This is a genomic window from Mesorhizobium sp. M7A.F.Ca.US.005.03.1.1, from assembly GCF_003997975.1.
Taxonomy (GTDB): Bacteria; Pseudomonadota; Alphaproteobacteria; order Rhizobiales; family Rhizobiaceae; genus Mesorhizobium; species Mesorhizobium ciceri.
Map to the genome: position 1 here is coordinate 20,568 of NZ_RZRO01000060.1, position 22,141 is coordinate 42,708.

The 22,141-nt window shown below is 63.6% G+C and carries 17 protein-coding genes; 8 read left to right on the plus strand and 9 right to left on the minus strand.

The genetic code is table 11. The features are described 5' to 3' along the window. Positions 1-56 precede the first annotated feature (56 nt). On the plus strand, positions 57-1,103 hold the full coding sequence (locus tag EN990_RS22660) for an endonuclease/exonuclease/phosphatase family protein (protein WP_013532618.1): 1,047 nt from the start codon (positions 57-59) through the stop codon (positions 1,101-1,103). A 4-nt stretch (positions 1,104-1,107) separates the two neighbouring features. On the opposite strand, the gene EN990_RS22665 is transcribed toward EN990_RS22660, so the two are convergent. From EN990_RS22665 to EN990_RS35545, 3 genes are all read right to left on the minus strand, one after another. Beyond that, complete coding sequence (locus tag EN990_RS22665; RefSeq protein ID WP_127369304.1) at positions 1,108-1,707, minus strand: DUF922 domain-containing protein; 600 nt, start codon at positions 1,705-1,707, stop codon at positions 1,108-1,110. A gap of 129 nt (positions 1,708-1,836) precedes the next feature. Further along, entirely contained in the window at positions 1,837-3,516 is a 1,680-nt protein-coding gene (locus EN990_RS22670) for an electron transfer flavoprotein-ubiquinone oxidoreductase (RefSeq protein ID WP_127369303.1), read from the minus strand. Between the two features lie 63 nt (positions 3,517-3,579). After that, positions 3,580-3,726, minus strand: coding sequence for a hypothetical protein (locus EN990_RS35545; protein ID WP_156949323.1), 147 nt, complete (start codon positions 3,724-3,726; stop codon positions 3,580-3,582). Between the two features lie 10 nt (positions 3,727-3,736). Here EN990_RS35545 and EN990_RS22675 point away from each other — a divergent pair, with 10 nt between their 5' ends. The 3 genes from EN990_RS22675 (at position 3,737) to EN990_RS22685 (ending at position 6,322) form a co-directional block, all read left to right on the plus strand. Beyond that, positions 3,737-4,381 (plus strand): hypothetical protein, encoded by a 645-nt coding sequence (locus EN990_RS22675; protein WP_013532621.1) that lies wholly within the window; start codon positions 3,737-3,739, stop codon positions 4,379-4,381. 198 nt (positions 4,382-4,579) lie between these two features. Next, positions 4,580-5,455 (plus strand): uracil-DNA glycosylase, encoded by an 876-nt coding sequence (locus tag EN990_RS22680; protein ID WP_127370498.1) that lies wholly within the window; start codon positions 4,580-4,582, stop codon positions 5,453-5,455. 54 nt (positions 5,456-5,509) lie between these two features. Next, the gene (locus EN990_RS22685) at positions 5,510-6,322 is read left to right on the plus strand and encodes a helix-turn-helix transcriptional regulator (RefSeq protein ID WP_127385319.1); all 813 of its coding nucleotides are present in this window, start codon (positions 5,510-5,512) and stop codon (positions 6,320-6,322) included. On the opposite strand, the gene EN990_RS22690 is transcribed toward EN990_RS22685, so the two are convergent. Together EN990_RS22690 and EN990_RS22695 are read right to left on the minus strand one after the other, a co-directional pair. Next, on the minus strand, positions 6,323-7,225 hold the full coding sequence (locus tag EN990_RS22690) for a DMT family transporter (protein WP_244506971.1): 903 nt from the start codon (positions 7,223-7,225) through the stop codon (positions 6,323-6,325). A gap of 71 nt (positions 7,226-7,296) precedes the next feature. Beyond that, positions 7,297-9,603 carry a xanthine dehydrogenase family protein molybdopterin-binding subunit gene (locus tag EN990_RS22695; protein WP_127368673.1) on the minus strand — a complete coding sequence of 769 codons (2,307 nt, stop codon included), beginning with the start codon at positions 9,601-9,603 and terminating at the stop codon, positions 7,297-7,299. 156 nt (positions 9,604-9,759) lie between these two features. Between EN990_RS22695 and pepN the strand changes: the two genes are divergently transcribed. The 4 genes from pepN (at position 9,760) to EN990_RS22715 (ending at position 15,790) form a co-directional block, all read left to right on the plus strand. Further along, a complete protein-coding gene (gene pepN / locus EN990_RS22700; protein ID WP_127368674.1) occupies positions 9,760-12,405 on the plus strand; it encodes an aminopeptidase N in 2,646 nt (881 codons plus the stop codon). A gap of 262 nt (positions 12,406-12,667) precedes the next feature. After that, a complete protein-coding gene (locus EN990_RS22705; RefSeq protein WP_063171742.1) occupies positions 12,668-14,989 on the plus strand; it encodes a PAS domain-containing sensor histidine kinase in 2,322 nt (773 codons plus the stop codon). 107 nt (positions 14,990-15,096) lie between these two features. Then, complete coding sequence (locus tag EN990_RS22710) at positions 15,097-15,357, plus strand: type II toxin-antitoxin system prevent-host-death family antitoxin (protein ID WP_013532628.1); 261 nt, start codon at positions 15,097-15,099, stop codon at positions 15,355-15,357. 97 nt (positions 15,358-15,454) lie between these two features. Further along, a complete protein-coding gene (locus tag EN990_RS22715; protein ID WP_245465113.1) occupies positions 15,455-15,790 on the plus strand; it encodes a hypothetical protein in 336 nt (111 codons plus the stop codon). 59 nt (positions 15,791-15,849) lie between these two features. Here EN990_RS22715 and EN990_RS22720 read toward each other — a convergent pair whose 3' ends face one another. The 4 genes from EN990_RS22720 to EN990_RS22735 form a co-directional block, all read right to left on the minus strand. After that, positions 15,850-18,798, minus strand: coding sequence for a bifunctional [glutamine synthetase] adenylyltransferase/[glutamine synthetase]-adenylyl-L-tyrosine phosphorylase (locus EN990_RS22720; RefSeq protein ID WP_127385318.1), 2,949 nt, complete (start codon positions 18,796-18,798; stop codon positions 15,850-15,852). Further along, positions 18,798-20,276 (minus strand): HAMP domain-containing sensor histidine kinase, encoded by a 1,479-nt coding sequence (locus EN990_RS22725; protein WP_013532630.1) that lies wholly within the window; start codon positions 20,274-20,276, stop codon positions 18,798-18,800. Before EN990_RS22725 ends, EN990_RS22720 begins: the two co-directional genes overlap by 1 nt. A gap of 7 nt (positions 20,277-20,283) precedes the next feature. Next, positions 20,284-20,958 carry a response regulator transcription factor gene (locus EN990_RS22730; protein WP_023812818.1) on the minus strand — a complete coding sequence of 225 codons (675 nt, stop codon included), beginning with the start codon at positions 20,956-20,958 and terminating at the stop codon, positions 20,284-20,286. A 350-nt stretch (positions 20,959-21,308) separates the two neighbouring features. Beyond that, positions 21,309-22,141, minus strand: an 833-nt coding sequence (locus EN990_RS22735) for a PDZ domain-containing protein (protein ID WP_127388390.1), incomplete at its 5' end; no start/stop codon positions are given.

Genomic DNA, 22,141 nt, shown 5'->3' on the forward strand with positions numbered 1-22,141 from the left:
CGCATGGGCATTTCGTCATCTTGATTGAGCCGCATTTCTGCCGATAAGCAGGCGGCATGGAGAGAGCGGGCTTCGGGACATTGCTGATTTCGGTTGCATTCCTGGCAATGCTGGCCTGTTCGATCGCGCTGGTGGCCGGGTTTTTCGGAACGCTGCATCCCGCCTTCGATTCCTTCTCGCATTTCCGCGTCCATCTTGCCGTGCTGATGGCGCTTTGTGCACTGCCGCTGCTGGCCACGACATTTCGACTGCAAGCGGCCGTGGCACTGCTTTTTGCCGTGGCGGCCTTCGCCACCACTTCCGGCTCGCTGTCCTTCTCCCGCCTGTGGCCGGTTCAGGCCGCCTATGAAGCCAAGAACGAAGACCGCGCGATCTACAAGCTGCTGCAGATGAACCTGCGCTACGACAATCCAACGCCGAAGAAGGTGCTGTCGCTGATCGGCCGGACCAATCCCGACGTGATCACCCTCGACGAGGTGTCGGCGATGTGGGCGACCGAGCTTGGCTATATCAGCAGCGCATATCCATACCGGATCCTCTGTCCTTACCCTAACAAGATATTCGGCGTCGCGCTGCTCTCGCGGCGGCCCTTTGCCGCCGGCACCGAGGCGCGTTGCGAAAGGCGTGGTGCCATGGCGACAGCGACCGTCGACTTCGGCGGCATCGACGTCGATGTCGCCGCGATCCATCTCAGCTGGCCCTGGCCACGCGAGCAGTACTGGCAGATCGGCGAGTTGACGGAGCCGCTTTCCGCGCTCGGCGAGACGGCCATCATGGCGGGCGACTGCAATGCCGCCCCATGGAGTGCCGCCGTGCGGCGGGTCGCGGCGCTTGGCGGGCTGACCGTCATGCCTTCCGCCGGCCCGACCTGGATCCACATCAGGCTGCCGGATTTCCTGCGGCGCTTCGCCGGCCTGCCGATCGACCAGGTTTTCAGCAAGGGCGGCGTGACGATCCATTCGGCGACACGGCTGGAAGACACCGGCTCGGATCACCTTCCGGTCATGGTGGAGTTCTCGCTCAGGCTGAATCAGCAAAAGCCGCTCGATGAACATGAAACCGCGACCGCGGCCATTGTCCAGGCCGGCAAGACGCCAGGCTGAAGGATCAGGGCCTGACCAAAGCGATGACGAGATGCTGGACATGGCCGCCGTCGCGATGCTCGCGCGCATCGAAAGCGAGCTGCTTGGCCTCATATGCGGCATTGGTGGCCTTGATGCGTCGCTGTGCCTCGCGACGTGTCTTGTAGCAGGACGGGTCGTCGGCAATCCTGAGGCCGGAGATGGATCTTTCCGTGGCCCGCATCATCTCCCTGGCGATGCGGCCATGGGTTTCCTCATGGGCGCGGACGCCGGCGAAGAACCGCGTCCAGCGCTTCCGGAGCGTCGGGGTGGTGGCCGAGGCGACACGCGGAAATGTGTAGAAGAGATTGAGCGTGCCGTTGGCACGCCGCAAGCGGCAGACGCCATTGTCCTGGCTGGTGTCAAGGTCCCAATCCACTGCGTAGCCGGTCAGCGCGATGGCATGCGTCATGAAGCCGTGCTTCGGCCCTTTGCGGTCCATAGCCTGGACTAGCGCCAGCCCCGTGTTCCCGGTGATGTCGTAGGTCCGCGTCTTGACCACCACCCTGGTGCCGGCCGAGGCCGCCGAAGCCAAGCCGAACAGCGCACCGATCGCCACAAGGCATGCCAGAACCGCCAGGCGCATTGGCCATCTCCTTATCGTCAAGGAATGGAACCATAAGCGCGCGGCAGTTTCAACAGTTCTAATGTTCCACATGCCACGGGAGACCCCGAGCCATCGTCGGGACCTTTGCACGCTGCGGCCGGCGCGGGCCTACATGCCCTGATAGACCGGGCCTTCTCCGCCTTGCGGCGGCACCCAGTTGATGTTCTGGTTCGGGTCCTTGATGTCGCATGTCTTGCAGTGGACGCAGTTCTGCGCGTTGATGACGAAGCGCACATCCTTGGCCGTGGGATCGGCGGCGGCGTTGCCGTCCCTGTCGACCCACTCGTAAACCCCGGCCGGACAATAGCGCGTCGAGGGGCCCGCAAAGACATCGTGCTCGGAACGCTTCTGCAGCTCCATGTCGCCGACAAGCAGGTGGACCGGCTCGTTTTCCTCGTGATTGGTGTTGGACAGGAACACCGAGGACAGCCTGTCGAAAGTCAGCACGCCATCGGGCTTCGGATAGGCGATCTTCTTGTGCCGGGCGGCAGGCTCGAGCGTTGCATAGTCGGCCTTGCCATGCTTCAGCGTGCCGAAGGGCGAGACACCGAACAGCGTGTTCAGCCACATGTCGAGGCCGCCAAGGCCGACACCGACGATGGTGCCGAAGCGCGACCACAGCGGCTTGACGTTGCGCACCTTCTTCAGATCCTTGCCGATGTCGGTCGCGCGCCAGGCTTCCTCGTAGGAAGCGAGTTCGTCGTTGGCGCGCCCGGCGCCGATCGCCTCGGCGACATGCTCGGCCGCCAGCATGCCGGACAGCACCGCATTGTGCGAACCCTTGATGCGCGGCACGTTGACGAAGCCCGCGGCACAGCCCATCAGCGCACCGCCGGGGAAGGACAATTTCGGCACCGACTGCCAGCCACCCTCGGTGATGGCGCGCGCGCCATAGCCCAGCCGCTTGCCGCCTTCGAACGTAGCCGCGATCGCCGGATGGGTCTTGAAGCGCTGGAATTCCTCGAACGGCGACAGCCAGGGATTCTTGTAATTGAGATGAAGGACGAAGCCGACCGCCACCTGATTATCTTCGAGATGGTAGAGGAACGAGCCGCCGCCGGTCTTCAAGTCAAGCGGCCAGCCGAAGGAATGCTGGACCAGCCCCGGCCGGTGGTTCTCCGGCTTGACCTGCCAGAGTTCCTTCAGGCCGATGCCGTATTTGCCCGGTTCGCGGCCATCGGAAAGCTTGTATCTGGCGATCAGCTGCTTGGCGAGCGAGCCGCGAGCGCCCTCCCCGATCAGCACATATTTGCCCATCAGCGCCATGCCGGGTGCGAAACCCGGGCCGTGCGTTCCGTCCTTCTCGACGCCCATGTCGCCGGTGACGACGCCGGTGACGGCGCCTTGCTCATTGTAGAGCAGGCCGGCAGCGGCAAAGCCCGGATAGATCTCGACGCCGAGCGCTTCGGCCTTGGTCGCCAGCCAGCGGCAGACATTGCCCAGCGAAACGATGTAGTTGCCGTGATTGTTCATCAGCGGCGGCATGAAAATGTTGGGCAGACGGAACGAGCCGGCAGGACCAAGGACCAGGAAATGGTCCGCGGTGACCGGCGTCTTGAAGGGATGGCCGTCCTCGTCGCGCCAGCCCGGCAAGAGCCGGTCGATGCCGATCGGATCGACGACGGCGCCGGAGAGAATATGGGCGCCGACCTCACCGCCCTTCTCCAGGACGACGACCGAAAGCTCGGGATTGACCTGCTTGAGGCGGATGGCGGCGGCGAGGCCCGCCGGCCCGGCACCGACGATAACCACGTCGAATTCCATGCTTTCGCGTTCGATGTCGCTCATCAACCCCTCCGCACTGGCTTATCCCATTCGGGTATCTTGCTGGCTCCCGCGCTGCATAGCGCATCAATTGACGACAGGAAACCGGCGCATACGTGACAATGCCGTTTTGGCCAAAAAGTCGCGCATTGCGAGGCTGGAAGACTGCTTTTCGCCCGCCATTGCCTGCGAGGCGCGCGTTTTTAATTGTTCGACGGCTTGCTTATCGGCCATACTTCACGCCATGCGCTTTCCTGGGCCAGCCGGCTTTTCATCGACGCGCTTTCTTTTCCCGCCCGGCCGGATCCGCCGGGCGCTCCTTTTGGCCCTTCTGATGCTGGCGCCGCATCACGCTGCCGCCGACGAAGTGAAGGTCTGGGCGGCGGGCGCCTACTCCTTCTCCGACGAGCTTGGCGGCTTCCACATCACCGGCGCCTCGGGCATCGGCACGAAGGACGATCCGTTCGTCATCACCGAAGAGCTGACTTCGTCAACGCCGGTGACGCTGACGATCCGCACGACAAAGCCGATCCAGGCCTTCGGCAAGGCCGGCGAATTCGCCAACGGCATGATGTATATGCGCATCGAGGTGCTCAACAACAGCGGCCAGGCCTGGGTCGAATTCCAGTTCGAATTGCAGGAGATCCTGAACCAGCCGAGCGTGTTCGGCGACGGGCTTTCCTTCGACCAGCGCAACAAGACGCCGGACAATATCCGGTCGAGCAATTTCGCCGATTTCGATCGCGATTTCGAACCCTATGACCGGCTGCTGTTCAGGAATGGCAAGGTCGACCCGCTGAAAACCGCCAGCTTCGAATTCCTGATGACCGACTACACGCCCAGATGGACCTTCTACCTGGTGCAGGATCCGCGCATACCAACGGGCTGACACGATAGGAATTTTTTCTTGACCCGGTGAGCTCAGCTATGGTACATTTTTGCCTATGGTGCTGAGTTGCGCCAGTGACCCGCCGCACAGGCGGGTTTTTCGTTTGATGCTCCGTCAGCCAACGCGCCGGCGAGAGGCTGCGAAGGAACCCAAGCTGCCAGCCTTGCAAATTGCCGCCACGCGGACGAATGTGAATCGATGACTGCCGCTTCCCCAACCAACAGACCTGATATCGCCGACCTGCTGGCGTTTTACGCCAGCGTGGGCGTCGACGAGGCGCTCGAAGAGCAGCCGGTGAACCGGTTCGCCGAGGTTGCGCCAAAGCCGATGGAACGCGCGCCGATTGCAGCGCCTTCGGGTGGCACCGCCGCACCGCTGCGCTCGACGACCCGCGGCGAAGCCGGGGACAGAGCAAATGCACCACCCGTCGCGCGGTCGCCGTCTGCGACGACTGCGGTTCCCGACGAAGCGCAGGCGGCACTTGCCCGCCAATTGGCGACCACAGCAACGACGCTGGACGAGCTTCGCCAGCATATGGCGGCGTTCGAGGGCTGCAATCTCAAGGCCACCGCCAAGAACCTGGTGTTTGCCGACGGCAACCCGGAAGCCGCCGTCATGCTGGTCGGCGAGGCGCCCGGCCGCGACGAGGACATCGAGGGCCTGCCCTTCGTCGGCCGCTCGGGCCGGCTGCTCGACCGCATGCTGGTCGCGATCGGGCTCGACCGCACTTCAGCCTATATCGCCAATGTCATTCCCTGGCGGCCGCCGGGCAATCGCACGCCGACGCCGCACGAAACCGAGATCTGCCGGCCGTTCATCGAACGGCAGATCGAGCTGGTCAATCCCAAGGTGCTGATCAATCTTGGCGGCCCGTCGGCCAAGACCTTGCTCAACACCTCGGAAGGCATATTGCGGCTGCGCGGCAATTGGCGCGTTCACACGACGGCATCCGGCATCGCCATCCCGGCCATGCCGACGCTGCATCCGGCCTATCTCCTGCGAACCCCGTCGCACAAGAAGCTGGCGTGGCGGGATTTCCTCGAAGTGAAGGCAAAGCTGCGAGGGCTCACCTAGCGATAACCTCGCAGGTAATTGAAATGCCGTCCTCACCAGCCTAACCATTCACTCATGACAACAGCCCAAACCTCCGCCGGCAGCCTCATTCGCGAATGGCGCACGCGCCGGCGCATGTCGCAGCTCGACCTCGCCATGGAGGCCGAAATCTCGCAGCGGCATCTGAGCTTCGTCGAAAGCGGCCGCGCCGCGCCCTCGCGCGACATGGTGCTGCATCTGGCCGAGCAATTGTCGATCCCGCTGAGGCAACGCAACCAGTTGCTGCTCGCCGCCGGCTTTGCCCCCAGTTTCGGCGAACGCTCGCTGACCGACACGACAATGGCGCCGGCGATGGCGGCGGTCGAAATCGTGCTCAAAGGCCACGAGCCGTTCCCGGCACTCGCTGTCGACCGCCACTGGAACCTGGTTTCGGCCAACGCCGCCATCGCTCCCTTCCTTGCCGATGTCAGCGAGGCTTCGCTGCTGACGCCGCCGGTCAACGTGCTTCGCCTCAGCCTGCATCCCGGCGGCATCGCGCCACGCATCGTCAATCTCCAGGAATGGCGCACGCATCTGCTCGAGCGCCTGAAACACCAGAATGACGCGAGCGGCGACGCGGCGCTGATCGAACTCGAGCGTGAGCTGAGGACTTATCCGTCAGGCTTGAGAGGCAGCCGGCCGTCGCCGGTCGAGCCGAACGCCATCGTGCATCCGCTCAGGCTGGCGCATGGCGATCAGGTGCTGTCGTTCATCAGCACCATCACCGTGTTCGGCACGCCGCTCGACGTGACGCTTTCGGAACTGGCGATCGAATCGTTTTTCCCCGCCGACGAACAGACGAGGACGGTGCTGGTTCGGTTGGCGAAGGAGCGAGCCGAGCTGTCGTAGTCACCCTTCAGGCAAAGATGCCTTGCGCGTGCGGGTGCGCTCCAGGCCGAGCTGGCGTTCGCGCCAGATGATGAAGATGCCGGCGGCGACGACGATCAGGCCGCCGACAAGCATATGGAGCGTGGCGACGTCGCCGAAGACGAGATAGCCGACGACGAGGCCTAGGATCATCGAGGTGTATTCGAACGGCGCCACGACCGAGGCTTCGGCATGGCGATAGGCCGCCGTCATCAGGATCTGGCCAAGGCCGCCGCAGAAGCCGGCGGCAACAAGAAGGGCCGCCTGGAGCGGCGTCAGCGCCTGCCAGCCGAATGGCAGCGACAGCAGCGACATGACGCTCGCCGTCACCGAAAACCACAGCACGATGGTCGCCGTACGCTCGCTTTGCACGAGATTGCGCACCAAGAGCATGGCGACGGCCGAGATCGCTGCCGCGACAAGAGCGGCCATGACGCCAAGCACTTCCTGGTCGTCGAGCGCCTGGTCGGAACTCAGCAGCGTCAGTTCCGGCCAGGAGATGATCAGCACGCCGACCAGGCCGACCGCGACCGCACTCCAGCGATACACGCGGATAGCCTCGCCGAGGAAGATGGAGCTGAACACCACCACCAGCAGCGGCTGCGCGTAGTTCAGCGTGATCGCTTCGGGCAGCGGCAGCCGGGTCAACGCGAAAAAGCCGAGCCCCATGGCGCAGACGCCGACCAGGCCGCGGGCGATGTGGTTGAACGGACGCTTGGTGGTGAAGGCAGTGCCGAGTTCTTTCCTGAAGGCCAGGAAGGCGATGATCGGGAAGATGGCGAAGAAAGAGCGGAAGAAGACAATCTGGCCGGCCGGAACGGTGCCTGCGGCTTTGATGCAGGTCTGCATGCCGACGAAGACCGCCACCGACACGATCTTGAGCATGATGCCGGTAAGCGTGTCGTGCCCGCCGGCATCATCGCTGGCTGTGGCCGAGGGGCTGCCGGGGCCTGCTGTCACGCTCCCGACGCTTCTCGGATCGTCGCCCAGATACGCGCCGGCGTTGCCGGCATGTCGATGTGCCTGACGCCATAAGCGCGCCAGAGCGCGTCGGTCACCGCATTGAGTGCCGCCGGGGTCGAGCCGATGGTGCCGGCCTCGCCCGCGCCCTTGATGCCAAGCGCATTGGTGGTCGAAGGCACGTTGCGGGTCTCGAAATGAAAGAACGGGAAATTGTCGGCGCGCGGCATGGCGTAATCCATGAAGCTCGCCGTCAAAAGCTGTCCGTCCTCGCCATAGATAGTGTCCTCGGTCAGTGCCTGGCCGACGCCTTGCACGACGCCGCCATGCACCTGGCCGGCGAGCAGGATCGGGTTTACGGTCACGCCGAAATCGTCGACGATGGTGTAGCGGACGATCTCGGTCGCGCCGGTGTCGGGATCGATCTCGACCTCGCAGATGTGGGTGCCGTTGGGATAGGTGCATTCGTCCTGCACGAACTCGCCAAAGCCCTTGAGATCGTCAGGCGTCTTGGCGGCCTTGGCGATGCTGGAAAAATCGAGCGAGCGATCGGTGCCGACGATGCGGGCAACACCATCGGACAACTCGATGTCGCCGGCAGAAGCCTCGAGCTCGTCGGCGGCGATGCGCTTGATCTTGTTGGCCAGATCCTCGCCCGCGCGGGAAGCCGACACACCCCCCAGCGGAATGGAGCGCGAGCCGCCGGTGCCGCCGCCGGCCTTCAATTCATCGGTATCGCCCTGGCGGACATGGATTTTGTCGATGTCGAGATTGAGCTTTTCCGACAGGAACTGCGCATAGGCGGTGGCGTGTCCCTGTCCGTTGGTCTGGGTGCCGATCTTCAGCGTCACCGTGCCGTCGCCATTGAGTTCGACGAAGGCCGGCTCCGAGCCCGGAAAGGCACAGGCCTCGATATAGGTCGCCATGCCGAGACCGCGGATTTTTCCGCCGGCCTTCGACTGCGCCAGCCGCTCCGGAAACGCTTTCCATTCGGATTGCTCAATGGCGCGCTCCATATGGCCTTCGAATTCACCGGTGTCGTAGAGGCGGCCGGTTTGCGTCCGGTAGGGAAATTGCTCCGGCCGGATGAAATTGCGGCGGCGGATCTCCTCGACGGGCAGGCCGAGATCGTGGGCGCAGGCATCGACCAGCTTTTCCAGCAGGAAGGCTGCTTCCGGCCGACCGGCACCGCGATAGGCATCGACCGGGCAGGTGTTGGTGTAGAGGCCGGTCACCGAGACGTCGAGCGCCTGGATATCGTAGACACCGGTCGACATGGTGACGCCGATATAGGGGATGAACGGACCATATTGCGAGATATAGGCGCCGATGTTGGCGAGCAGGTCCACCTTCATGCCGAGAAAGCGGCCGTCCTTGTCCAGCGCCATCTCGGCCGTGACGAAATTGTCGCGGCCTTGCGCGTCGGTCAGAAAGTGTTCCGTGCGGTCGCCGGCCCACTTCACCGGGCGGCCAAGCCGCTTCGCCGCTTCCAGCACCAGCGGATATTCGCGGTAGACGAAGCTCTTGGGCCCGAAACCACCGCCGACATCAGGCGTGATGACGCGCAACTGGCCCTTCTTGATCTTGAACACGCTGGCCAGGATGTACTGCATGGAGTGCACGCCTTGCGACCCGGTGGTCAGCACGAAGCGCTTCTCCTCGACGTTCCATTCGCCGATCGCGGAGCGCGGCTCCATGTAGTTGCAGACCAGCCGGTTGTTGACGAACTCGATGCGGGTGACGTGTGCGGCCTTGGCGAAAGCCGCTTCGGTCTTTTTCCTGTCGCCCATGTGGTAGCTGAAGGCGCGGTTGGAACCGAGCTCCGGCCAGACCAGCGGCGTGCCTTCGGCAAGTGCATTTGCGGTCCCGGAAGCCGCGTCTTCGCCGTCATAGTCGACATCGATCAATTCAGCGGCATCCTGCGCCAAGGCACGGCTGTCGGCGACGACGAAGGCAACGGCATCGCCGACATAGTTGACGCGGTCGCGGCACAGGATCGGGATGTCGCGCGTCGGCGCCTTGGTGCCGTCCGGCTGTTCCTGCATGACGCCGGATTTCAGATCGCCGAGATGGGCAAGGTCCTTGCCGGTCAGTACCAGATGGACGCCAGGTGCGGCCTTCGCCGCCTCGGTCGAACCGATGGTGAAGCTGGCCTTGGCGACCGGCGAACGCAGGACATAGCCATGCAGGACGCCAGCCGGCTGGATGTCGTCGGTATAAAGGCCCTGGCCCTGGATGAAGGCGGCATCCTCGCGCCGCAGCACGGATGCGCCCATGCCGAATTTCGGTGTGACGACGGTCATGGATGCCTCGTGATGATGACAGGAGAACGAACGCCTGAAATAGGCATTGCCTCAGTTTTGTCGAGGGGCCGTTTCGTGTAAAGAGCGCGGACTTCAAATTTCTTGGACCAGCGGACACAATCCGCCGCCAAGGCAATCGACAGGAAAACCCACGGAATGCGCACGGACACCGGCCAGGTCTTCAAGCTCGAAGACTATCGCCCCAACGACTACCTCATTCCGCAAACCGACCTCACCTTCCGCCTTTCGCCAGACGCAACGCGTGTCACCGCCGTGCTCACGATAGAGCGCCGTGACGGCGTCTCCGTGTCGGCACCGTTGGTGCTCGACGGCGACGGGCTGACGCTCAAGCGCATCGAGATCGACGGCAAGAAGGTAAAACCGGCGGATCTGCTGGCGACGCCCGACCAGTTGACCATCCTCGAGCCACCGGTGGCGCGGCGCTTCCAGTTGCTCATCGAGACCGAGGTGGCGCCGGCGGGCAACGAAGCCCTGATGGGCCTCTACCGCTCGAGCCACGTCTACTGCACGCAATGCGAAGCCGAGGGCTTTCGCCGCATCACCTATTTCCTCGACCGTCCCGATATCCTGTCCGTCTACACGGTGCGCATGGAGGCAATGCGCGACGAGGCGCCGCTGCTCCTGTCCAACGGCAACCCGCTCGAAAAGGGCGACCTCGGCGACGGCTGGCATTATGCCGTGTGGCACGACCCTTTCCCCAAGCCGTCCTATCTGTTCGCATTGGTGGCCGGCAATCTCGGCCGGCTCGCGGACAGTTTCGTCACCCTGTCCGGCCGCACGGTCGAGCTCGGCATCTATGTCGAGCCCGGCAAGGAGACGCTGGCCGGCTATGCGATGGACGCCCTGAAGCGGTCGATGAAATGGGACGAGGAGGCGTTCGGCCGCGAATACGATCTCGACGTCTTCAACATCGTCGCCGTGTCGGACTTCAACATGGGCGCGATGGAGAACAAGGGCCTCAACATCTTCAACGACAAATATGTGCTGGCCGACCGGGAGACCGCGACGGACGCCGATTTCGCCAATATCGAGGCGATCATAGCGCATGAGTATTTCCACAATTGGACAGGCAACAGAATCACTTGCCGCGACTGGTTCCAGCTCTGCCTGAAGGAAGGCCTGACGGTTTTCCGCGACCACGAATTCTCCGCCGACCAGCGCTCGCGCGCGGTCAAGCGTATTGCCGAGGTGCGGACCTTGCGCGCCCACCAGTTTCCAGAGGACCAGGGCCCACTGGCGCATCCGGTGCGGCCGCGCCGCTACCGCGAGATCAACAATTTCTACACCGCGACGGTCTACGAGAAGGGCTCCGAAGTGGTGCGCATGATCCGCACAATTCTCGGTGCCGACGTGTTTCGCGCCGGCATGGACCTCTATTTCGAGCGGCACGACGGTGACGCGGCGACGATCGAGGATTTCATCAAGGTGTTCGAGGATGCGTCCGGCCGCGACCTGTCGCAGTTCGCGCTCTGGTATCATCAGGCGGGAACGCCGAACCTGACGATCAGTTCGGCGCACAATCCGGCCGCGCAGGAGTTCACACTCGAAATCGAGCAGTCGGTGCCGCCGACACCCTCCGAAAGCCGCAAGCGGCTGATGCACATCCCGCTCGCTTTCGGGCTGATCGGCGCCGGCGGCAAGCCTGTGCCGTATAGTAGCGTCGAGGGCGCCAGCGTCGAGGACGGCGTCATTCATATCCGCAAGCGTCGCCACATGGTGCGGTTTTCAGGCGTCACCGAGCGCCCGGCCGTGTCGCTCAACCGCGGCTTTTCGGCGCCGGTGACGTTGTCCGTCGAGCAGAAAGCCGACGACCAGTTCTTCCTTGCCCGCCATGACGGCGACGCCTTCTCGCGCTGGCAGGCCTTCAACACATTGCTGACCGATGCGCTGATATCAGCGTTCCGCGAGATCCTCGGCGGCAAGCAGCCGGCCTTTGCGCCGCGGCTGACCGAGCTCGCCGGCAGCATTGCCGGCGACGAGACGCTGGAGCCGGCCTATCGGGCATTGGCGCTGGCCCTGCCCGGCGAAGCCGACATTGCCCGCGACATCGGCAGGAACATCGACCCCGATGCCATCTATGCGGCTCGCGAGGCACTGGCGCTGGCGATCGGCACTGCGAACCGGGACGTTTTTTCGGGCCTCTACCTCAGCCTTGCCGACAGAGAAGCGTTCAGCCCCGACGCCGCAAGCGCCGGACGACGCGCCTTGCGCAACACCCTGCTGGATTATCTGTCGCTGCAGCCGGGCGGAGCGGAACTCGCTGCCGGGCATTTCCAGTCCGCGACCAACATGACCGACCGCGCGGCAGCACTTGCCGTGCTCGCGCATCGTCACCACGGTTCGCCCGAGGCGGTCGAGGCGCTGGCGGCTTTCGAGACGACCTACGGGTCCGACCTGCTGATCATGGACAAATGGTTCCAGATCCAGGCCAGCGTACCGGGGCCGCAAACCGTCGACACCGTGAAGGCCTTGACCAACCACCCGGCCTTCTCGATGGGCAATCCGAACCGGGTGCGCTCGCTGATCGGCACCTTCTCCAGCGCCAATCAGACCGGCTTCCACCGGGCCGACGGCGAAGGCTACTGGTTCTTTGCTCAAACCGTCCTCGAGGTTGAGAAGCGCAACCCGCAAGTGGCGGCAAGGCTGGCGACGGCGCTCAGATCCTGGCGTTCGCTCGAACCCTTGCGGCAGGCGAAGGCCAGGGAAGCGCTGCTCTCGATCGCCGGCGCCGAAAACCTGTCGGCGGATCTGCGGGATATTGTCGAGCGCACGCTGGCTTAGCCGCTCTCTTTCTTCTCCCCTTGTTGTGGCAGAAGGGAGATCCGTGCACGCCGCCAAGCTGGTGAATTTCAACCAGGACCTGACAGCAGCGGCTTCCGTTAGGCGCTGCGCCAGCGAAAGCCCATTATTTTAGTCGATTTTTAATCTTTTTTCGCCGGACCACTGGACAAGGCGAATCACCTTTGATTCTTTACTGACGATTCGGAAGTGCGGCGTTTGCCGGATCACCAAGCAGCATAGGCAAATTCGGGGAGTGCCATTTATGGCGAAGGCGGACGCGTGGGGCGCGCCCGGAGGGACGGTTTTTGCGCATCGTGAGACGCGCGGCGACGGTCTTGCCGGGAATACGCGACTCATCGCCGAACCGGCCTACCGGCGGCTTCTGGCCGCCGAGCCGCTGCTGCGCCGATCAATACCCGTCCTCATCATCACCTTCCTGATCGTCATCGCGGCGTTGCGCGTGCTGTCGCTGATGAACGAGCGCGACGATGTCGAGCGCAATGCCAAGGCGATCCTGACGCTGGCGGCGGGCCAGCTGGCCAGTTCGCTCGCCACCACCTCGGAAACGGTGCCCGGCGCCATACAGGATCTGCTGGAGACCACCAGCCGTCAGGGCGCGATGGGCCGCAGCCATGTGCTTGTCATCACCGACAGCGCTTTCAAGATCGTCGCGGTGACGCCACGCTCGATGCCATGGCAGGGCCATTCGCTGGACGGCCTCGTCGAGGGCGGCCAGCCCTTGTTCATGTTCGGCGATCGTGCGGGCGTCATGGACGTCAACATCGACGGACGGGATTGGTACGCCGCGGTCAGCCTGGCGAATGGCGGAAAGGGTGCATCGGCGGCCCTGGTGCCACAGGACGCGGTTTTCGATGCCTGGCGCAAGACCGTTTCGCTGAACGTCACCCTGTTCGTGCTGACGGCCGGTGTGCTGATCGTCATCCTCTATGCCTATTTCGGCCAGGCGGCACGTGCGCAGGCGGCCGACCGCATCTACCTCGAAGCGCATCAGCGCATCGACATGGCGCTGGTTCGCGGCCGCTGCGGCCTGTGGGACTGGGACATGGTGCGCGGCAAGATGTACTGGTCGCGCTCGATGTACGACATGCTCGGCTACAAGCCTTGCGAAACGATGCTGTCCTTCGGCGAGGTCGATCAGATCATCCATCCCGAGGACGGCGACCTGTTCGAGCTCGCCAACAGAATCGTCGCACGCGAGATCGATCACATCGATCAGGTGTTCCGCATGCGCCATGCCGATGGCCAATGGGTCTGGATGCGCGCACGGGCACAGGTCATCGATCCGGAAGCGCCGGAGATCCAGCTGATCGGCATCGCCGTCGACGTCACCGAACAGCGTCATCTGGCGCTGCGTTCCGAGGCTGCCGACCTTCGCCTCAGAACGGCGATCGAGAACATCAACGAATCCTTCGTGCTGTGGGATTCGACGCAGCGCCTGATCATGTGCAATTCCAAATACCAGCAGGACAACGGGCTTTCGGACCGCGACGTGATGCCGGGCACCGCGCGCGCGGCGCTGGAAGAACGCATGCTGGCCTTTGCTTCCGAAAGGCGGCTTGCCCACACCAGCGGCCTGCAGGGCGGCGCCACTTTCGAGCGGCAGTTGGCCGACGGCCGCTGGCTGCAGGTCAACGAACTGAAGACCCGGGACGGCGGCATCGTCTCGGTCGGTTCCGACATCACCCAGATCAAGCTGCACCAGGAGAAGCTGGTCGACAGTGAGCGACGGCTGATGGCAACGATCCATGATCTCAGCCTCGCGCGGCGGGCCGAAGAGGAGCGTTCGCGCGAACTGGTCGACCTCAACCGCAAATACATGAAGGAAACCGAACGGGCCGAAGCGGCGAACCGGGCCAAATCCGAATTCCTGGCCAACATGTCGCATGAGTTGCGCACGCCGCTGAACGCCATCATCGGCTTCTCCGAACTGATGGAACAAGGGCTGTTCGGCCCGCTCGGATCGGAGCGCTACGAGGAATATGCCACCGACATCAACAGCAGCGGCAAGTACCTGCTGGGCGTCATCAACGATATTCTCGACATGTCCAAGATCGAGGCCGGCCAGTTCTCTCTGGACCGGGAAGAGATCGACCTCGGCCCGCTGATCAGCGAAACCGTACGCGTCGTTTCGCTGCAGGCGGCGCAAAAGGCCATCACCGTGGAAACGCGCATTGCCGATGCGCTGACGCTGGTCGCCGATCGCCGTGCGATCAAGCAGATCGTCATCAACCTTTTGTCCAATGCGGTGAAGTTCACCGGCCAGGGCGGCCACATATCGGTCAGGGCCCGCAACACATCCGGCGCGCTGGTGCTGACGATCGAGGACAATGGCTGCGGCATCCCCAAGGAGGCGCTCGGAAAGCTCGGACGGCCGTTCGAACAGGTGCAGAACCAGTTCTCCAAGAGCCATGCCGGGTCCGGCCTTGGCCTTGCCATCTCACGTTCGCTGGCCGAGCTTCAGGGCGGCGCGCTGAAGATCCGGTCGAGCGAAGGTGTCGGCACGATCGTGTCGGTGCGCATTCCGGTGAAGAAGAGCGTGCTGGCCGTCAAGGTTGCAGCGTGAAGTTTTTATCACCATCCCAGGCCTGATCCACCTCGTGGACGCGAGCTGAAACGCTTTGACAAAGTTATCTATTTTATCTATTTTGGATAAAAAAGAAAGGCCTTGTCATGCGAGTGACTTCAACGGAATTCCAGCAGAATGTCGGGCGTTTTCAGGATGCTGCCCAGCGTGCGCCGGTCGCAATCACAAAGAATGGCCGGACCCACACGGTACTCCTGTCGGCGGCGATGTTCGAGGTCTTGGTCAAGGGACGGGTCGCCCGTCCTGTGGAAGAGCTGGACGACGAGACGCTTAACGCCATCGCCGAAAGCGCCGTATCGAGCGAATATGCCGGGCTTGATGCAATGCTCAAAGACTGGACACCGTGAGCCTGCCCAAACCTATCCCGGGTCTGGTGATTTCCTATTCTTACCTCTGGGTGAGAGAACACGAAAAGGGTGCCGAAGAAGGTCGCAAAAACCGACCATGCGCCATTGTCGCCGCGCGGTCGTGGAGGGCCGTGAAGTCATAACGGTCGTTCCGGTCACACACTCGCCACCAGCTGATCCTGCCGATGCAGTAGAAATACCTGCGCCCCTCAAGGCCTATCTCGGCCTCGATGACACGCCATCATGGATCGTCGTCACCGAAACCAATCATTTCCTCTGGCCGGGTCCCGATCATCTCAGGCCTATCGCGGGGAGCAAACCGTCCCGATTCGACTATGGCATGCTGCCGCCGCGTTTCTATGCCTATCTGCGCGACCGGATTTTGCAGTCTCACGCAAGCCGGGCGCTGCAGCAGATTCGGCGAACAGAGTAGCTGCATGAGACTGGAGGACCACGAAACGTCCCCGATTCCAAGGGACGATCGCTTCCCGGTCATCCCGCACGAAGCAAAAGGTCGAAATCCTTCCTGACCTTCTGCGACGTCTCCTTGAGATGTGCTTCGAGCACACCGAAATCCGGCAGGTCGGTCACCGCCAGAAGCAGATCCGAAAGCCCCGGCGGAACGTCGTCGCGCTCGAAGGCTCCGGTAAGGCACAGCCGCGTCATCTGGGTCAGCGCCAGATAGAGCGCATAGGCGTCGAAAAGCTCCTGCCTCGCCCCGGCATTGGCGAAGCCCGGTGACAGGCGCGAAAGGATTTCGGCGGTACCGGTAACGCGCGGCCCGGCGCCTACCTGCCCGGTGATGACAGCCACTTGGGCGATGAATTCGAGATCGATCAGGCCGCCGGGGATCAGCTTGATGTCCCACAGGTCGCGCGGCGGCTTTTCCTTCTCGATCATAGCGCGCATCTCCGAGGCCTCGGCCATCACCTTGGCGGCGTCGCGCGGCTGACCAAGCACCGCCGCCACTTCCGCTTCAACCTCGCCGCACAGGCTGGCGTCACCGGCAATGGCGCGGGCGCGTGCCAACGCCATGTGCTCCCAGGTCCAGGCCTCCTGGCGCTGGTATTTCTTGAAGGCATCGATATGGGTTGCCACAGGACCCTTGTTTCCGGATGGCCGCAGGCGCAGGTCGAGTTCGTAGAGCACGCCCTCCGCCGTCGGCGCCGACACGGCCGCGATCAGCCGCTGCGTCATGCGGGTGTAGTAATGCGAAGGCGCCAGCGGCTTGTCGCCATCGGACTCCTCGGCGTCCGGCGCGTGGTCGTAAAGCAGGATCAGGTCGACATCCGATCCGGCGGTCAGCTCGCGGCTGCCGAGCTTGCCCATGCCGAGCAGCGCAACCACGCCGCCGGCAATGGTGCCGTGGCGCGCCGCGAATTCGGCCGTCACCGCCTGCAACGCAGCCTCGATGGTGAGATCCGCCAGATCGGAGAAGGCGCGGCCGGCGCGCGCCGGATCGATCGAGCCGGCGAGCAGCCGGACGCCGATCAGGAATTTCTGCTCGGAAGCAAAAATGCGCAGCCGGTCGAGCACGTCCTCATAAAGCCGGTCGCCCTCGACAAAGGCGGAAAGCCGTGCCGACAGATAGGCGCGGTCCGGTAGCTCCGTCAGCAAGGCCGGGTCGAGCAGACCATCGAAGACATGCGGCCGGCGGGTGATGATCGCCGCCAGCCGGGGCGCCGCACCCATGATCGTTGCCAGGAGCTTGAGCAGGGCCGGATTGGACTGCAGCAGGGAAAACAGCTGGATGCCGGCCGGCAGGCCGGCGAGAAATTCGTCGAAGCGCATCAGCGCTTCGTCGGCCCGGCGCGTCTGGCCGAAGGAGCGCAGCAGAGCCGGCGTCAATTCCGTCAGCCGCTCGCGCGCCTCCGCCGACTGAGTGACGCGATAGCGACCGAAATGCCAGCCTCGGATGACGCGGCAGATGTCGCTTGGCCGCTGGAAGCCGAGGCCGTGCAAGGTCTGCAGCGTATCGGGATCGTCGACATCGCCGGTGAAGACGAGATTGCCGATGCCTGTCGACAGTTCGGGTGCTGTTTCGAACAGTGCCGCGTAGTGGCGTTCGACCTGCTGCAGCGAGGCGCGAAACGCCTGGGAAAAGGCAGAAGCATCGGCAAAGGCGAGCATGCGGGCGATGCGCTCCAAGCCTTCGTCATCTTCCGGCAGCGTGTGGGTCTGCTCGTCGGCAACCATCTGCACGGCATGTTCGACGCGGCGCAAGAACCAGTACTGGCGGGCGAGCGCATCGCGCGCCTCGATGGTGATCCAGCCGCGTGTCGCAAGCTCGCCGAGCATCGGCACGGTCTCGCGGCCACGCAGTTCAGGGAAGCGTCCGCCGGCGATAAGCTGCTGGGTCTGGACGAAGAATTCGATCTCGCGAATGCCGCCGCGCCCGAGCTTGACGTTGTGGCCCTTGACCGCGATCTCACCATGGCCCTTGTGGGCGTGGATCTGGCGCTTGATCGAATGGACGTCGGCAATCGCCGCGTAATCCATGTATTTGCGCCAGATATAGGGCTGAAGCTCCTTGAGGAAGGCAGCGCCCGCGGCCAGATCGCCGGCTACCGGACGTGCCTTGATCATGGCGGCGCGCTCCCAGTTCTGGCCGCGCGCCTCATAGTAGCGCAGTGCCGCCTCAACCGGGATCGCCAGCGGTGTCGAACCGGGGTCGGGGCGCAGCCTCAGATCGGTGCGGAAGACATATCCGTGCTCGGTGCGGTCCTGCAGGACGCGAACCAGGCGGCGCGTCAGCCGCGAAAACAATTCGGTGGCGTCGAGCGGGTCGACGACCGCCGGTGCTTCCGGATCGAAGAAAACCACCAGATCGATGTCCGAGGAAAAATTCAGCTCATGTGCCCCGAGCTTGCCCATGCCGAGCAGGATCCAACCCGACTGTTTCGACGGGTTGTCGACATCCGGCAGTTTGAGTTTGCCCTGGCCGTGCGCGTCGCGCAGCAGGAAGTCGACGGCGGCACGGGTACAGGCGTCAGCGAGGTCGCTCAACCGCCGGACCGTCAGCGCCGTTTCGGCCTCGCCGGCAAGATCGGCCAGCGCGATGAGGAAATGCGCCTCCGACTTCCACTGGCGCAGCTCCATCATCAGGCCGGATTCCGAAAGGGTCTCCGCCAAATGCGCCAGGTCTATGGCGGCGCCGATCGCTTTCAGCCGAGCCTCGATTGTCTGCTCGAACAGCCCGTCCAGGATTTGCGGCCGGCGACGTGCCGTATCGCGCAGGAACGGCGACAGATCGAAGACGGCGGCGAGGAAATCCTGGCCCTCCCCTTTGCCGGCCAGAAACTTGGCCAGCCGCGTCACCCCTTCTTCGCGTGCGGCGGACGCGATCTCGGCCAGTTCCAGCCGCGCACGGTCCTCGTCCAGCGGAACAAGCCTGGCCGCCGGCTTCAGCAGCCAATCTTTCGCTCTTGCAGCCGTGCTCATCAGTGATCCTCCCGAACCGGGAAACTCATGACCACGGATAATCCAGGATTGCCAGGCAAGAGTTCAAGCCGGCCATTGTGGAATGTCATGACGGCCTTGGCGAGGCTGAGGCCAAGACCCGAACCCGGTTGCGAACGGCTCTTCTCCAGCCGCACGAAACGTTCCGTGGCACGCGCGCGGTCGCCATCGTCGGGAATGCCGTGGCCATTGTCGGCAACCGACAGGCGAACGTCCGCACCGGTTCGCTCGAGCGTGACGCGCACCGCCGGCTGGGCATTGGCGCCGGTCGAATATTTGATAGCGTTGTCGACGATGTTCGACAGCGCCTGGCCGATCAGTTCGCGGTTGCCGTTGACGGACACCGCCTCGTGCGCGTCTGCTTCCAGCGACACGCCCGCCTCTTCCGCCACCGGCTCATAGAGCTCGACGACATCGCGTACGGCTTCCGCAAGATCGACGCGGTTCGTATTTTCAGACGAGTAGCCAGCCTCCAGCCGGGAGATCATCAGGATGGCGTTGAAGGTTTTTATCAACTGGTCCGACTCGGCGATGGTGCCTTCCAGCGCCTGCCGGTAGTCGGTGGGCTTTTGCTTGCCCGAAAGCGTCGCTTCGGCCCGGTTGCGCAGCCGGGTCAGCGGCGTCTTCAGATCATGCGCGATGTTGTCGGAAACCTGCTTCAAGCCTTCGTTGAGCGTGGCGATCCTGGCCAGCATGGCATTGAGATTTTCGGAGAGCCGGTCGAACTCGTCGCCAACCCCCGTCACCGGCAGCCTGCCCGACAGATCGCCGCCCATGATGCGACGGCTGGCTTCCGACACGCTGTCGATGCGCTTCAGCGCAGCGCGGCCGACAAAAAACCAGATCAGCAATCCGCCCAGCCCCATCATGCCGAGCGCCAGCATCAGCGCACGGCGGATGACGGCACGAAACCGTTCCGGCTCGCCAAGGTCGCGGCCGACCAGCATGATCATCTGGTTCGGCAGCCGCAGCACCAGCGCAATGGCGTTGTGGCCTTTTTCGCCCTGCGCCTGCGCATCGTTCTGCTCGGATTGGGTGGTGGTACCCTGCTCGGCGGGAAGGTTGCGCAGGCGCTCGAGCTCTCCCTCGCCAAAGCGCTGATAAGAGAACGGACTGCTGGTCCAGCCTTCGGTTTCGAGAACGCCAGGTTCGAGGCTCTGCACGTTGCCGGTCAGGATCTGGCCGTTGGCGTCGGCGATCAGGTAAAGGTTTGCGCCGGGCTGGCGCGAGCGCGCTTCGACCACGCGGACCAGTACCGGCAGGCCACCGCGCTGATAGGCGCGGGCAAGGCCGAGCACTTCGTCATTGATGGTCTCCTGCGTCTGCGCGGTCAGCATTCGCGCCGACAGCGAGGTCATGTAGAAGACGAGCGCCACCGCGCAGAGCGCGAAGAGCAGGAAGTAGAGCGCCGAAAGCCGCGCTGCCGTCGTCTTCATGATGGCTGGCACGGAAAGAGCCATGCCGCAGCTAACCACTCTTCAGCATATAGCCGGCGCCGCGAACCGTATGCAGGATGGGCTTGTCGAAGCCCTTCTCGATCTTGCCGCGCAGCCGGGAGACATGGACGTCGATGACATTGGTCTGCGGATCGAAATGGTAGTCCCAGACATTTTCCAGCAGCATGGTGCGCGTCACCACCTGGCCGGCATGCCGCATCAGATATTCGAGCAAGCGGAACTCACGCGGCTGCAGCGTTATCTCGCGTGACGCACGGCGGACCGAATGCGACAGCCTGTCGAGTTCGAGATCGCCGACGCGGTAGACGGTTTCCGCTTCCTTGGCACTGGCGCGCCGGTTCAGCACCTCGACGCGGGCGAGAAGCTCGGAGAAGGCATAGGGCTTTGTCAGGTAATCGTCGCCGCCGGCGCGCAAACCCGTGACCCGGTCATCGACCTCGCCGAGCGCCGACAGGATCAGCACCGGCGTCGTGTTGCCCCTGGACCTGAGACCGGCAATGACCGACAGGCCGTCGCGACGCGGCATCATCCGGTCGATCACCATCACGTCGTAGTCGCCGGCGTCGGCGAGCGCAAAGCCGGTTTCGCCGTCACCGGCGACATGCGCGGTGTGACCGGCCTCGGCAAAAGCTTTCTGCAAGTAATCCGCAGCCTCGCGATCGTCTTCTATGACGAGAATCTTCATAGGGCTGTTATACGCGATTTCGCCGGAAGGTTGAGTGGCAGACATCTGCATTGTGGCCTTTGCCAAAGCGCATCGCGACCGAGATCGCTCGAAGCAGTGCGCGATAAAGCTGCTCGCTGCCGATGTCGTTGGCATCGGATCGTTGAAGCGCTTTTGAAATTGTGCGGCAGCGGGCGATGGGAAGCCCGCTGCCGCCGGGGGAAGGCGCGATGACTGACTAACGCGCGCTCCTCCATGCTTTCCCGTACGGCGGCTCGGGGGTGTTGAACCGGCGCACTGGAAAAGTCCAACTTGCCGCCGGAACGCCCTCACCCGCCTCGGAAGGCCGAGAGAACGCTCCGGAGCCGACCTCAGCCCTTGGCGACGGGCAGCGCGACGAAACGATTGGTGTCGTCGCGGGTGATCTGCATCAGCACCGCCTTGCGGCCGGATTTGACCGCTTCGGTCATCGCCTTGGTGACGTCGTCGGTGCCGTTCACTTCGGTCGAATTGACCGATGTGATGACGTCGCCCGGCTGGATGCCGCGATCGGCAGCATCGCTGTCAGGATCGACGTCGGTCACCACCAGCCCCTTGCCGTTTTCGGACTTGGTGACGGTCAGGCCGAGATCGGCCAGCGTGTCGGGCTTTGCCGGAGCGGCAGGCTGCGACTGGTCGACAGAGGCCTGCTTGTCGCTCGAGGGCAGTTTGCCGAGATCGACCTTGACCGTCTGGCTCTTGCCGTCGCGCCACACGGTGACGTCAACCGACTTGCCAGGCGAGTAGGCGCCGATCAGCCGTGCCAGTTCCTTCGGCGAAGCGACGTCCTTGCCGTTGACCTGGGTGATCACGTCACCGGCCGTGATGCCCGCCTTCTTGCCGGGACCATCGTCCTGGGCACTGGAAACCAGTGCGCCGTTGTTGGACTTCAGACCAAGCGACTCAGCGATGTCGGAGGTGACCGGCTGGATTTCGACACCGAGCCAGCCGCGCTGAACGGAACCGCTCTTCATCAGGTCCTGAACGACCTGCTTGGCGGTCGAAGCGGGAATGTCGAAGGCGATGCCGACGCTGCCGCCGGACGGCGAGAAGATCGCGGTGTTGATGCCGACGACCTGGCCGTTGAGGTTGAAGGTCGGGCCGCCAGAATTGCCGCGGTTGACCGATGCGTCGATCTGGATGAAGTCGTCATAAGGGCCAGCGC